Source organism: Burkholderia sp. MSMB1589WGS (assembly GCF_001636105.1).
Lineage (GTDB): Bacteria > Pseudomonadota > Gammaproteobacteria > Burkholderiales > Burkholderiaceae > Burkholderia > Burkholderia humptydooensis.
This window is the reverse complement of sequence record NZ_LNJT01000006.1, coordinates 964,198-976,508: the sequence shown is the minus strand read 5'-3', so window position 1 is coordinate 976,508 and position 12,311 is coordinate 964,198. Positions and strand designations below refer to the sequence as shown.

Below are 12,311 nucleotides of genomic sequence, written 5' to 3'. Positions count from 1 at the left end.
GCGCGGGAGCCGCCGGTGCGGGCCGCGCGCCTCGCGCGCGCCGCGCCGGGCGGCCGGGCGAAACGAGACTTCGCGCGGCGAAGCGGTTCGCTACAATGGCCGCTGTCACCGTTTTGCAAAATCGCCCTTGAACTTCCAGACTCCTCCCGGCCTGTCGGTCGACGCCGGCAGCCAAGGCCAGACCGTGCGCCTGTCCGGCCAGTGGACGGCGCTCGCGCTCGCGCGCGACCGCGGCAACGTCGCGCGCCGGATCGCCCGGCTCGCGAAAGAGTCCGTCGGCGAGTGGGACCTGTCGGGCGTCGACCGGCTCGACCACGTCGGCGGCCAGGCGCTGTGGCGCGTGTGGGGCCGCAGGCTGCCCGCCGGGATCGCGCTCACCGACACCCAGCGGATCGTGTTCGAGCGCATCGAGCGGCTCGACGCGGGCCGCGAGGCGCCCGAGCCCGTCGTGCGGATCGATCCCGTCACGCGCTTCGGCCAGGGCCTCTTGACGTTCGGCGAGCACCTGTACGGCGGCATCGCGCTGCTCGGCGGCCTGATCGTCGATCTGCTGTCGGTGCTGCGCCGGCCGCGCACGATGCCGTGGACGGAGATTTCCGCGAACGTCTACGCGGCGGGCGCCAAGGCGCTGCCGATCACGGCGCTCGTCGCATTCCTGATCGGCATCGTGCTGTCGTATCTGTCCGCGCAGCAGTTGCAACTGTTCGGCGCGAACCGCTACATCGTCAACATCCTCGGCCTCTCGGTGATCCGCGAGCTCGGACCGGTGCTGTCGGCGATCCTCGTCGCGGGCCGCTCGGGCTCCGCGATCACCGCGCAGATCGGCGTGATGCGCGTGACGGAAGAGCTCGACGCGATGCGCGTGATGGGCATTCCGCACGGCCTGCGGATCACGCTGCCGCGCGTGCTCGCGCTCGGCGTCGCGATGCCGCTCCTCGTGATGTGGACCAACGTCATCGCGCTCACGGGCGGCGCGCTCGCCGCGAAGTTCGTGCTCGGCATCGACCTGAACTTCTTCGTGCGCTCGCTGCCGTCCGTCGTGCCGATCGCGAACCTGTTCATCGGGCTCGGCAAGGGCGTCGTGTTCGGGATGCTGATCGCGCTCGTCGCGTGCCACTTCGGCTTCCGGATCAAGGCGAATTCGCAGAGCCTCGGCGAAGGGACGACGACGTCCGTCGTCACGTCGATCACCGTCGTGATCCTCGCCGACGCGGTGTTCGCGATCCTTTTCCAGAACGTGGGGCTCGGATGAGTGCGCGCGACGACGATTTCGTGATCGAGGTGCGCGACCTGACGAAGCGCTATGGGCGCAACGTCGTCCACGAACATCTCGACTTCGACGTGCGCGCGGGCGAGATCGTGTCGATCGTCGGCGGCTCGGGCTCGGGCAAGACGACGCTCGTGCGGCAGATCCTCGGGCTCGAGCGGCCGAGCGCCGGCACGATCAGGGTGTTCGGCGAGGACACCTCGAAGATCGACGCCGACACCGCGCGCGTGATGCGCAGCCGCTCGGGCATGCTGTTCCAGCACGGCGCGCTGTTCTCGTCGATGACCGTGTTCGACAACGTCGCGCAGCCGCTGCGCGAGCTCGGCCGCGTGCCGGAAGATCTGCTGCACGACATCGTGATGCTCAAGCTCGAGATGGTCGGGCTGCCGTGCAAGCATGCGTCGAAGATGCCGGCTACGCTGTCGGGCGGGATGGTCAAGCGGGTCGGGATCGCGCGCGCGATCGCGCTCGAGCCGGAGCTGCTGTTCCTCGACGAGCCGACGGCGGGGCTCGACCCCGGCGCGTCCGACGAGTTCGTCGAGCTGATCGCGACGCTGCATCGCACGCTCGGCCTGACCGTCGTGATGGTCACGCACGATCTCGACACGATGGTCGCGCTGTCGACGCGCGTCGCGGTGATCGCGGAGCGCAAGGTGCTCGTCGCGGCGAGCGTCGAGGTGGCGGCGGGCGTCGATCATCCGTTCATCCGCGAATACTTTCTCGGCCGGCGCGGCCGCCGCGCGCTGCAGGCGCTGCCGCCCGAGCGTCGCGCGCGCCTGCCGAAGGCCGCGCTCGAGCCGGCGCCGTCGGACGTCGAGCTGTAGTCGAGGAACACGAGGGAACCCCCGCATGGAAAACAAATCACACGCGTTCTGGGCCGGCCTCTTCACGATCGCGCTGCTCGCCGCGATCGTCGGCGCGGTCTACTGGTTCAACGTCGATCGCACGGTGCGCGCGCCGTACGATCTCGTGTCGCGCTCGAACGTGACGGGGCTCTTTCCCGACGCGGCCGTCCGCTATCGCGGGCTCGACGTCGGCAAGGTGCAGTCGATCAACTTCGATCGCGGCCATCCGGGCCAGATCGTGATCCGCATCCTCGTCGACACGAACGCGCCGATCACGCGCTCGACATTCGGCAGCCTCGGCTTCCAGGGCGTGACGGGCATCGCGTTCGTGCAGCTAGACGACACGGGCGCCGATCTCGCGCCGCTGCCGACGTCGGCGAAGGCGGTCGCGCAGATCCCGATGCGCCCGAGCCTGTTCGACCAGCTCCAGCAGCGCGGCGACGTGCTGCTCAAGCAGATGGAGATCGCCGCGAAGAGCGTGAACGAGATGCTGTCGCCCGAGATGCGCGGCCAGTTGAAGGCGACCGCGGCGAGCATGCAGCACGCGGCCGACGGCATCACGCAACTGTCGAAGCAGGTCGAGCCCGCGCTCGCACAGATGCCGCAGACGATGGCGCACGTGAACCGCGCGCTCGGCTCGGCGAACGCGCTCGTCGCGCCGGGCGGGCCGCTCGTCGCGAACCTGAACCGCGCGGGGCAGGCGCTCGCGTCGATGAACGACACGCTTGCCGAGCTGAGCGCGCGCGTGCGCTACGACACGCTGCCGCGCTTCAACGCGCTCGCGACGAACGTCGGCGACACGTCGCGCACGCTGAAGGACGTCGCGGGCGACGTCGGCCGCAATCCGCGCAGCCTGCTGTTCGGCGCGCCGGCGGCGGAGCCGGGCCCGGGCGAGTCGGGATTCGTGTGGCCGGGCGCCACGCCTGCCCAATAAGTTTTTCTGGAATTCGCGATGCACGCACACTTCATGTCAGGTTCATTGTTCCGCCGCGGCCGTCCGGCGCTCGCACTCGCCGCGGCGCTCGCGATCGCGGGCGCGAGCGGCTGCGCGGGCACGCCCGCCGCGCTCACGAACATCCGCTACGACCTCGGTCCGGCGCAGCCGGCCGCGTCGGCGGGCGCGGGGCCCGCGCTCAAGGTGCTCGACGTGAGCGCGCCCGACGCGCTCAACTCGGACCGCTTCGTCTACCGGCTCGCGTATGCGGACGCGCAGCGGATCGCCGTCTACCGCGACAGCAAATGGACCGCGCCGCCCGCGCAGTTGCTGACGCAGCGGCTGCGCGGCGCGCTGTCGCTGCGCGGCGCGGTGCTCGAGGGTGGCGACGGCGTGCGCGCGCCGGTGCTGAAGGTCGAGCTGTCCGAGTTCGAGCAGGTGTTCGACGGCCGCTCGGAGAGCCACGCGGCCGTCACTGCGCGCGCGACGCTCACACAGGACGGCCGGGTGCTCGGCCAGCGCACGTTCGTGTCGCGCGCGCCGGCGAGCACGCCGGATGCGGCGGGCGGCGCGCAGGCGCTCGCCTCGGCGAGCGACGAGCTCGTCGCGCAGATCGTCGCGTGGCTCGGCGTCCAGGCTTACGCGGCCGCGCCATGAACGCCGCCGCGCGCGCCGCCGCCGGGATGACGCGTGCCGCGCCGTGCCCGGCGCCGCCGGGATGACGCCCGCCGCGCGCCGGCAGCGTCGCCAGTCGACGCTCGCGCGTCAGGCGTTCGCCGTCTACGCGGCGCTCGTCGTCTATGCGTCGCTCTATCCGTTCACGGGCTGGCGCTCGCTCGGCATCGGCCCGTTCGACTATCTGCTCGCGCCGCTGCCGCGCTATCTGACCGCGTTCGACGTCGTCAGCAACGTGATCGGCTATCTGCCGTTCGGCGCGCTCGCGGTGCTCGCGCTCTATCCGCTGCGCGGCGTGCCGGCCGTGCTCGCCGCGACGCTCGCGGGCGCGCTGCTGTCGGGCGCGATGGAGGCGCTGCAAACCTACCTGCCGACGCGCGTGTCGTCGAATCTCGATCTCGCGGCGAACGCGCTCGGCGCGCTCGTCGGCGCGGCGGCGGCCGCGCCCGCCGCGACCGCGCTGATCGAGCGCGGCGTCGTGCGGCGCGTGCGCTTCGCGTGGTTCGAGCGCGACGCGCCGACGCCGCTCTTTCTCACCGCGCTGTGGGCGGGCGCGATCCTGTTTCCGTCGCCGTTCCTGTTCGGCATCGGCGACTGGCCGAGCGAGCTGTGGGAGCGCGCCGACGTGTCGATGCGCGGCGCGCTCCTCGCATGGGCGCCCGGCGCGTGGAACGTGCCCGCGTGGCCGGACCGGCTCGACGGCCTCCTGTCCGATTCCGCATGGGAGACGCTGCTCGCCGCGCTCGGCCTGTTCGCGGCGCTCGCGGTGGCGTCGCTCGCGATGCGCGTGCGCGCGCCGCGCGTGCGGCTCGTCGTCGGCTTCACCGCGCTCGCGCTCGCGCTGAAGGCGGCCGCGACGTTCATGCAGTCGCACACGGGGCTCGTGTTCGACTGGGCGACGCCCGGCGCGCTGCGCGGCATCGCGGCGGGCCTCGTCGCCGCGCTCGTCGCGCTGCGGCTGCCGGGCGCATGGCGCGCGGCGCTCGCGGCGGCCGCGCTCGCCGTCGCGCTCGTGCTCGTCAACGTGCTGCCCGTCAATCCGTTCTTCGATTTCGCGCTGTCCGGCTGGCAGCAGGGCCGCTACGTGCACTTCAACAGCATCGCGCGCTGGCTCGCGTGGATCTGGCCGTACGCGGCGCTCGTCTGGCTTGCCGGCCGCGCGGAGCGCGCGTGGCTCGCGAAGCGCGGGGCGGGCGCTTCGCGCGGCGCCAGCGGCAAACGGCGCCGGTCGCTATAATCGGCCACGACTACCGGCCGCGACCTGCCTGCCGATGCCGGCCGATCGTTTCAATCCGAGTTTCAATCCGGGTTTCTGTTCGAGTTGCTGTCCGGGTTTCTGTCCAATAATGCCGGGCGCTCACGCGGCGTCCGCACGCAATGGGCCACATCATGGATCCCTACTATCGACACCACGTCTTCTTCTGCCTGAACCAGCGCGAAAAGGACGCCGAGCGCCCGAGCTGCGCGAACTGCGGCGCGCAGGAGATGCAGGAATACGCGAAGAAGCGCGTCAAGGAGCTCGGCCTCGCGGGCGCGGGCAAGGTGCGCGTCAACAAGGCGGGCTGCCTCGACCGCTGCGAGGAAGGCCCTGTCGTCGTCGTCTATCCGGAAGGCACCTGGTACACGTACGTCGACAAGAGCGACATCGACGAAATCGTCGAATCGCATCTGCGCGACGGCCAGGTCGTCGAGCGCCTGAGAATTTGAGCACGGTTTTTCGAATCGCCCCACACGCTGTCGCATGAACGCCCATACCCAGAAGTCCCTGGTCGCCGGCCCCGTCGGCAACATCGAGATCGCGATCGACCTGCCCGACGCCGTGCGCGACGGCTCGGCCGCGCCGCGCGGGATCGCGCTCGTCGCGCATCCGCATCCGCTCTTCGGCGGCACGATGGACAACAAGGTCGCGCAGACGCTCGCGCGCATCTTCGTCCAGTTGAACTACGCGGTGATCCGCTCGAATTTTCGCGGCGTCGGCGCGACCGAGGGCGAGCACGACAACGGCGCGGGCGAAGTCGACGATCTGCTCGCGGTGCTCGCGCACATGCGCGCGCTGCCCGGCCACGCGGAGCTGCCGATCGTGCTCGCCGGCTTCTCGTTCGGCACGTTCGTGCTGTCGCACGTCGGCAAGCGGCTGCGCGACGCGGGGCAGGCGATCGAGCGGATGGTGTTCGTCGGCACGGCGGCGAGCCGCTGGCAAGTCGCCGACGTGCCGGAAGACACGATCGTGATCCACGGCGAGAACGACGACACGGTGCCGATCGCATCGGTCTACGACTGGGCGCGTCCGCAGGAGCTGCCCGTCGTCGTGATTCCGGGCGCCGAGCATTTCTTCCATCGCAAGCTGCATATCCTGAAGCGCGTCGTCGTCGGCGCGTGGCGCTGACGGGCGGCGAACTTCCGTATAATGGCCAGGTTTTGCGTCGGCCCGTCCGCACGGACGTCCGATGCGCCGTGCAGGCCGCCGCGCCGCTTTTCGCTCTGCGAACCGATCGCGCCGCCGCCTGTCCAATCGGCGCGTTTCGCGAGCCTTCGTTCCCTGACATGCCGCCGGAACGCCGCCGACCGGCCCTTCAACCGCGCGCCCCGTGCGCGCTGCCATTTCTGCCATCAGCCTGAATCGATATGCGTCTGTCTTCCTTCGGCCTCACGTCACTCGCTTCCTCCACCGCCATCGCCGTCGCCGCGCGTAACGTCGCGCTCGGCATCGTGCTGCCCGCCGCGCTCGTGTCGACGATCGCCGTCGCGCAGGCAAAGCCCGCCGCCAAGGCGAAGCACGCGGCCGCGCCGGCCGCCGCCGCGCCGACGGGCGCGCCCGCCACGTACGTGCCGGGCGCGGTGCCGCCGCCCGGCGTGAACGCGCGCTCGTGGGTGCTCGTCGATGCGTCGAGCAATCAGGTGCTCGCGTCCGGCAACGCCGACGAGCGCGTCGAGCCCGCGTCGCTCACGAAGCTGATGACGGCCTACCTCGTGTTCGAGGCGCTCGATTCGAAAAAGATCACGATGGAGCAGATCGTCACGCCGGGCGAAGCGGTGCGCCGCGTCGGCCGCGACGAATCGCGGATGTTCATCGAGGCGAACAAGCCCGTCAGCGTGCACGACCTCGTCTACGGGATGATCATCCAGTCGGGCAACGACGCGGCGATCGCGCTCGCCGAGCTCGTCGGCGGCAGCGAAGGGCAGTTCGTCAACATGATGAACGCGCAGGCGCAGCGCCTCGGGATGACGAACACGCACTTCGCCGACGTGAACGGAATGCCCGACCCGAATCACTACACGACGGCGGGCGACCTGGCGAAGCTGTCGACGCACCTGATCCGCGACTATCCGGATTACTACAACATCTTCTCGGTCAAGGAATTCGCGTACAACAACATCAAGCAGCCGAACCGCAACCGGCTGCTGTGGCTCGATCCGACTGTCGACGGCCTGAAGACCGGCCACACGCAGGCGGCGGGCTACTGCCTGATCGCGTCGGCGAAGCGCTCGCTGCCGGGCGCGGCCGACGCGACGCGCCGCCTCGTCACCGTGATGATGGGCGAGACGAAGGAGAGCGACCGCGTGCAGGACAGCATGAAGATGCTGAGCTACGGCTACACCGCGTTCGATTCGGTGCGCCTGTACAAGGCCGGCCAGCCGATCGACACGCCGCGCGTCTACAAGGGCAAGAGCAACAACGTGCAGGTCGGCGTGAAGAAGGACCAGTTCATCACCGTGCCGCGCGGCCTGGCGGACAAGGTGAAGCCGGAAGTCGCGCTGAACGCGCCGCTCATCGCGCCGCTCGCGGACGGCCAGGCGGTCGGCTCGGTGAAGCTCGTCGCCGACGGCAAGACGGTGGCGGAATTCCCGGTCGTCGCGCTGCAGCCGGTGCCGGAAGCGGGCCTCCTCGGCCGCATCTGGGATTCGATCCTGCTGATGTTCAGCAAAAAGAAGTAAGCTGTCCGCACCGCCTGCGGCGCCGGGCACGCTGGCGCCGCAGGCATTCGCCTTCCGTCACGATTTTCGTCATTCGTTCAACGCCATGAGTCAAGCCGACATCGAACCGATCGTCTATCTGAGCGTCGCTTCGCGCGAGGAGCTGGTGCCGCTTTCCGAAGCGCGCGTGCCGGTGCTCGACCGCGGCTTCATCTTCGGCGACGGCGTCTACGAAGTCGTGCCGGTCTACGCGGACGGCGCGCGCCGCGCGCCGTTCCGGATCGCGCAGCATCTCGCGCGTCTTGCGCGCAGCCTGAAGAAGATCGGCATCGCCGATCCGCACGACGAAGCGGGCTGGCGCGCGCTCGTCGCGCGGGTCGTCGGCGCGAACGCGGCCGCGCTCGGAGACGGCCAGCACGCGATCGTCTACATCCAGGTGACGCGCGGCGTCGCGAAGCGCGGCCACGCGTTTCCGGCGAACGCGGTGCCGACCGTGTTCGCGATGGCGAGCCCGCTCGTGCTGCCGACCGACGCGCAGCGCGCGCAAGGCGTGCGCTGCGTGACGGCCGAGGATCGCCGCTGGCTGCATTGCGACATCAAGTCGGTGTCGCTGCTCGGCAACGTGCTGATGGCGCAGCATGCGGTTGAACACGACGCGACCGAGACGATCCAGTTGCGCGACGGCAACGTGACGGAAGGCTCGTCGTCGAACGTGTGGATCGTGAAGAACGGCGAGCTGATCGCGCCGCCGCGCAGCAACAGGATTCTCGAAGGGATCCGCTACGCGCTCGTCGAGGAGCTCGCCGAGGAGTGCGGGATCCGCTTCGTCGCGCGCGAGATCAACGAAGCGGAGCTGCGTGCAGCCGACGAGATCCTGCTCACGTCGGCGACGAAGGAAATCCTGCCCGTGACCCTGCTCGACGATCTGCCCGTGCAGGGCGGCCAGCCGGGCCCGGTGTTCGAGGCGCTGTACGCCGCGTACCAGCGGGCGAAGGCGCGCGAGATGGAAAGCGCCTGAGCGGGCCGCCCCGCCGACGCGTGGAGAAACGACATGACCGAACCGAACAAGACCGTCGAGCTGACGGGCGAAATCGCAACGCCCAAGGAAACGCTGCTCGAATTTCCGTGCGACTTTCCGATCAAGGTGATGGGCCGCGCGCATCCGGAGTTCAAGGACACGATCTTCAAGGTCGTGAGCGTGCACGACAACGAGATCGATCTCGAGAAGATCGAGGAGCGCGCGTCGAGCGGCGGCAACTACACGGGCCTCACGATCACCGTGCGCGCGACGAGCCAGGCGCAGCTCGACAACATCTACCGCGCGCTGACGGGCCACCCGATGGTCAAGGTCGTGCTGTGACGGCCGGCCGCTAATCCTCTTCCTTTCGCGCACGCGCGGCAGCATAGGCCGCCGCGTGCCGCGCCTCCTGCGCCGCGCACAGCGCCTTGAAGCGCGCGATCTCGTCCAGCAGCCAGGTCCTGAACGCCTGCACGCGTGGCGTCTGCGCGAGCGACGGCGGGCACACGAAAAAGTAGTGCCACGGGCTCGGCCCCGCGATGTCGAACAGCCGCACGATCCTTCCCGCCGCCACCTCGGGCACCGCGAGCGAGCGCCGCACGAGCGCGATGCCCTGGCCGTCGATCGCCGCCTGCAGCAGATTCGACGAATCCTGGTACAGCACGCCGCGCTTCGGCTCGGTCAGCGTGTCGAGGCCCGCCGCGTCGAACCACGGCCGCCACAGCTCGTCGTCCGAGCGCAGCAGCGGATAGCGGACGAGATCGGCGGGCGTCTCGGGCAGCACGCCGCCGTTGAGCGTGGGCGCGCAGACGGGGAAGAACGTCTCGTCGAGGAGCGGCTCGACGTACAGCCCCGGATAGACGCCGTAGCCGAAGCGGATCGCGACGTCGACGTCGTCGCGCGTGAAATCGACGAGCGAATCGCTTGCCCGCAGCTCCAGGTCGATCTCCGGATGCCGCTCGATGAACGGGCCGATGCGCGGCGTGATCCAGCGCGCGGCGAACGACGACAGCGTCGATACGACGAGCCGCTTGTCCCGGTCGGTCGCGCGGATCTCGCGGGTCGCGTCGGCGAGGAGCGTGAGCGCGGCGCGCACCTGCTGCGCGTAGCGGCCGCCCGCCTCCGTCAGCGCGAGCCGCTTGCCGTGGCGCACGAACAACCGCACGCCGAGCTCCGCTTCGAGCGCGCGCATCTGGTGGCTGACCGCGCCGTGCGTGACGGACAGCTCGTTCGCCGCGCGCGAGAAGCTTTCGTGCCGCGCGGCGGCCTCGAACACGCGCAGCGCGTTCAGCATCGGCAGTTGACGGACGGTCATCGGTTAGTTTTTCTCACAAGCACGTGAGAATCGATCGTTTTGCGCAAAGCCTTGTGGGAACTACGATTGTAGCCACTGAAGCAATTTTGGCGGAGGCTGTCATGAAAGAGATTTCCTCAAGCATCACGTTCGAGATCCAGCCCGGCGAAACGGTGCCGATGAAGGTCGCGCGCAGCACGCGGCTCACCGTGCGGGGCGCGCCCGTCTGGGCGACGCGCAGCAACGATGTCCACGATTATTTCCTGTGCGCCGGCGAGACGCTGAAGCTGCGGCGAGGCGAGCGCCTGTGGCTGAGCGCCGACGGCGCGACGAGCGCGTGCGTGTCGTTCTCGATGATCGTGCCGCCGCAGCAGGCGGCCGTGTCCGGCATCATGCGGCTCGCGGCGCGATTCGTCGCGCTCTTTCGCGACGGGTGGCGCACGGTCTGAGCGTCACACCGGCCGCCGGCGCGCCGCCGCGCGGCCGGCTCCATCCGGCACCGGCGAGGTGCATGGGTTTTCGGTAAACTACCGCCCATGTCAGCCTCGCCGGTTTCCATCGTGCCTCCCGCTCCCGACGCGCATGCCGCGCCCGACGCCGCCGCGTCCGTTTCCCCGCATTCTCCTCCCACCGCGCGGCCCGTCACGCCGCCCGTCACGGTTCGCTGGCTCGGCGAGACGCCCTACGACACGTGTTTCGACGCGATGCGCGCGTTCACCGACGCGCGCACGCCGGACACCGGCGACGAGATCTGGGTCGTCGAGCATCCGCCCGTCTATACACTCGGCCAGGCGGGCAACCCGGCGCACCTGCTCGTCGCCGACAGCGGCGTGCCGCTCGTGAAGGTCGATCGAGGCGGGCAGATCACGTACCACGGCCCAGGGCAAATCGTCGCGTATCTGCTCGTCGACTTGAGGCGGCGCAAGCTGATGGTGCGCACGCTCGTCACGCGGATCGAAGAGGCCGTGATCGAGACGCTCGCGGCGTATAATCTCGCGTCGGTCCGCAAGGCCGGCGCGCCCGGGATCTACGTGGAATCGGGGCCGCATCGGGGCGCGAAGATCGCCGCGCTCGGTCTCAAGATCCGCAACGGCTGCAGCTATCACGGTTTGAGCGTCAACGTGAAGATGGATCTGCGCCCGTTTCTCGCGATCAACCCGTGCGGCTACGCGGGGCTCGAAACGATCGACATGGCGAGCCTCGGCGCGACCGCCGACTGGCACGAGGTTGCGCAGACGCTCGTGCGCCGTCTGATCGCCAACCTCGACGGCGCAACCGCGGCCGCCGCATTGCCGCCGCAGGCACTGGAACAATCGAATGACTGACCTTACCGCTATCCCCGCACCCGCCGAACCGGCCGCGCCCGCCTACGATCCGACCGCCAAGCAGAAGGCGCAGGCGAAGACCGCGCGCATTCCGATCAAGATCGTCCCGATCGAGAAGCTGAAGAAGCCCGAATGGATCCGCGTGAAGGCGGCCACCGGCAGTTCGCGCTTCAACGAGATCAAGACGATCCTGCGCGAGCACAACCTGCATACCGTGTGCGAGGAAGCGAGCTGCCCGAACATCGGCGAATGTTTCGGCAAGGGCACCGCGACGTTCATGATCATGGGCGACAAGTGCACGCGCCGCTGCCCGTTCTGCGACGTCGGCCACGGCCGGCCCGATCCGCTCGACGCCGACGAGCCGAAGAACCTCGCGCGCACGATCGCGGCGCTCAAGCTCAAGTACGTGGTGATCACGAGCGTCGATCGCGACGACCTGCGCGACGGCGGCGCCGGCCACTTCGTCGAGTGCATCCGCGAAGTGCGCGAGCAGTCGCCGCAAACGCGCATCGAGATCCTGACGCCGGACTTCCGCGGCCGTCTCGACCGCGCGATCTCGATCCTGAACGCCGCGCCGCCCGACGTGATGAATCACAACCTCGAAACGGTGCCGCGCCTGTACAAGGAAGCGCGCCCCGGCTCGGACTACGCGCACTCGCTGAAGCTGCTGAAGGACTTCAAGGCGCTGCATCCGGACGTCGCGACGAAGTCGGGCCTGATGGTCGGCCTCGGCGAGATGACCGACGAGATCCTGCAGGTGATGAGGGATCTGCGCGCGCACGACGTCGACATGCTGACGATCGGCCAATACCTGCAGCCGTCCGAGCACCATCTGCCGGTGCGCGAGTACGTGCATCCGGACACGTTCAGGATGTACGAGGAAGAGGCGTACAAGATGGGCTTCACGCATGCGGCCGTCGGCGCGATGGTGCGCTCGAGCTATCACGCCGATCAGCAGGCGCACGGCGCCGGAGTGGTTTGACCGCTCCGCCGGCCTGACGGGCAGCCGAATGAAAAAACCGCAGCGAAGGCTGCGGT

Annotated in this window: 14 protein-coding genes; 13 read left to right on the top strand and 1 reads right to left on the bottom strand. The window is 69.4% G+C overall.

Features of this window, described 5'->3' with window-relative positions; genetic code table 11:
- Positions 1–127 precede the first annotated feature (127 nt).
- The 10 genes from WT16_RS06740 to WT16_RS06695 all read left to right on the top strand — a co-directional run bounded on the left by WT16_RS06740 (position 128) and on the right by WT16_RS06695 (position 8,996).
- Positions 128–1,252: an ABC transporter permease gene (locus WT16_RS06740; protein ID WP_063532943.1), complete on the top strand. Its 1,125-nt coding sequence runs from the start codon at positions 128–130 to the stop codon at positions 1,250–1,252.
- Positions 1,249–2,091: an ATP-binding cassette domain-containing protein gene (locus WT16_RS06735; protein ID WP_063532942.1), complete on the top strand. Its 843-nt coding sequence runs from the start codon at positions 1,249–1,251 to the stop codon at positions 2,089–2,091. Before WT16_RS06740 ends, WT16_RS06735 begins: the two co-directional genes overlap by 4 nt.
- 25 nt (positions 2,092–2,116) lie before the next feature.
- Complete coding sequence (locus WT16_RS06730) at positions 2,117–3,046, top strand: MlaD family protein (protein WP_006024373.1); 930 nt, start codon at positions 2,117–2,119, stop codon at positions 3,044–3,046.
- 18 nt (positions 3,047–3,064) lie between these two features.
- Positions 3,065–3,703 (top strand): PqiC family protein, encoded by a 639-nt coding sequence (locus tag WT16_RS06725; RefSeq protein ID WP_015602392.1) that lies wholly within the window; start codon positions 3,065–3,067, stop codon positions 3,701–3,703.
- 43 nt (positions 3,704–3,746) lie between these two features.
- Complete coding sequence (locus WT16_RS06720; protein ID WP_197486452.1) at positions 3,747–4,958, top strand: VanZ family protein; 1,212 nt, start codon at positions 3,747–3,749, stop codon at positions 4,956–4,958.
- 152 nt (positions 4,959–5,110) lie between these two features.
- Positions 5,111–5,428 (top strand): NAD(P)H-dependent oxidoreductase subunit E, encoded by a 318-nt coding sequence (locus WT16_RS06715; protein ID WP_015601571.1) that lies wholly within the window; start codon positions 5,111–5,113, stop codon positions 5,426–5,428.
- A gap of 34 nt (positions 5,429–5,462) precedes the next feature.
- Positions 5,463–6,107, top strand: a complete 645-nt coding sequence (locus WT16_RS06710) for an alpha/beta hydrolase (RefSeq protein ID WP_006024377.1) — start codon at positions 5,463–5,465, stop codon at positions 6,105–6,107.
- A gap of 239 nt (positions 6,108–6,346) precedes the next feature.
- Positions 6,347–7,657 carry a D-alanyl-D-alanine carboxypeptidase family protein gene (locus WT16_RS06705; RefSeq protein ID WP_063532940.1) on the top strand — a complete coding sequence of 437 codons (1,311 nt, stop codon included), beginning with the start codon at positions 6,347–6,349 and terminating at the stop codon, positions 7,655–7,657.
- Positions 7,658–7,742: 85 nt separating this feature from the next.
- The gene (locus tag WT16_RS06700; RefSeq protein WP_006024379.1) at positions 7,743–8,654 is read left to right on the top strand and encodes a D-amino acid aminotransferase; all 912 of its coding nucleotides are present in this window, start codon (positions 7,743–7,745) and stop codon (positions 8,652–8,654) included.
- A 33-nt stretch (positions 8,655–8,687) separates the two neighbouring features.
- Positions 8,688–8,996, top strand: a complete 309-nt coding sequence (locus tag WT16_RS06695) for a YbeD family protein (RefSeq protein WP_004189266.1) — start codon at positions 8,688–8,690, stop codon at positions 8,994–8,996.
- 10 nt (positions 8,997–9,006) lie between these two features.
- On the opposite strand, the gene WT16_RS06690 is transcribed toward WT16_RS06695, so the two are convergent.
- Positions 9,007–9,969, bottom strand: a complete 963-nt coding sequence (locus WT16_RS06690; protein WP_063532939.1) for a transcriptional regulator GcvA — start codon at positions 9,967–9,969, stop codon at positions 9,007–9,009.
- 101 nt (positions 9,970–10,070) lie between these two features.
- On the opposite strand from WT16_RS06690, the gene WT16_RS06685 reads away from it, so the two are divergent.
- From WT16_RS06685 to lipA, 3 genes are all read left to right on the top strand, one after another.
- A complete protein-coding gene (locus WT16_RS06685) occupies positions 10,071–10,397 on the top strand; it encodes a DUF2917 domain-containing protein (RefSeq protein ID WP_059932683.1) in 327 nt (108 codons plus the stop codon).
- A gap of 87 nt (positions 10,398–10,484) precedes the next feature.
- Complete coding sequence (gene lipB / locus WT16_RS06680) at positions 10,485–11,273, top strand: lipoyl(octanoyl) transferase LipB (protein WP_063532938.1); 789 nt, start codon at positions 10,485–10,487, stop codon at positions 11,271–11,273.
- Positions 11,266–12,255, top strand: a complete 990-nt coding sequence (lipA, locus tag WT16_RS06675) for a lipoyl synthase (RefSeq protein WP_063532937.1) — start codon at positions 11,266–11,268, stop codon at positions 12,253–12,255. Before lipB ends, lipA begins: the two co-directional genes overlap by 8 nt.
- Positions 12,256–12,311 lie beyond the last annotated feature (56 nt).

Coding starts and splice junctions, on each gene's coding strand:
- WT16_RS06730 (WP_006024373.1), top strand. CDS start 2,117: ATGGAAAACAAATCACACGCGTTCTGGGCCGGCCTCTTCACGATCGCG.
- WT16_RS06700 (WP_006024379.1), top strand. CDS start 7,743: ATGAGTCAAGCCGACATCGAACCGATCGTCTATCTGAGCGTCGCTTCG.
- lipB (WP_063532938.1), top strand. CDS start 10,485: ATGTCAGCCTCGCCGGTTTCCATCGTGCCTCCCGCTCCCGACGCGCAT.
- WT16_RS06725 (WP_015602392.1), top strand. CDS start 3,065: ATGCACGCACACTTCATGTCAGGTTCATTGTTCCGCCGCGGCCGTCCG.
- WT16_RS06690 (WP_063532939.1), bottom strand. CDS start 9,969: ATGACCGTCCGTCAACTGCCGATGCTGAACGCGCTGCGCGTGTTCGAG.
- lipA (WP_063532937.1), top strand. CDS start 11,266: ATGACTGACCTTACCGCTATCCCCGCACCCGCCGAACCGGCCGCGCCC.
- WT16_RS06695 (WP_004189266.1), top strand. CDS start 8,688: ATGACCGAACCGAACAAGACCGTCGAGCTGACGGGCGAAATCGCAACG.
- WT16_RS06705 (WP_063532940.1), top strand. CDS start 6,347: ATGCGTCTGTCTTCCTTCGGCCTCACGTCACTCGCTTCCTCCACCGCC.
- WT16_RS06685 (WP_059932683.1), top strand. CDS start 10,071: ATGAAAGAGATTTCCTCAAGCATCACGTTCGAGATCCAGCCCGGCGAA.
- WT16_RS06710 (WP_006024377.1), top strand. CDS start 5,463: ATGAACGCCCATACCCAGAAGTCCCTGGTCGCCGGCCCCGTCGGCAAC.
- WT16_RS06735 (WP_063532942.1), top strand. CDS start 1,249: ATGAGTGCGCGCGACGACGATTTCGTGATCGAGGTGCGCGACCTGACG.
- WT16_RS06715 (WP_015601571.1), top strand. CDS start 5,111: ATGGATCCCTACTATCGACACCACGTCTTCTTCTGCCTGAACCAGCGC.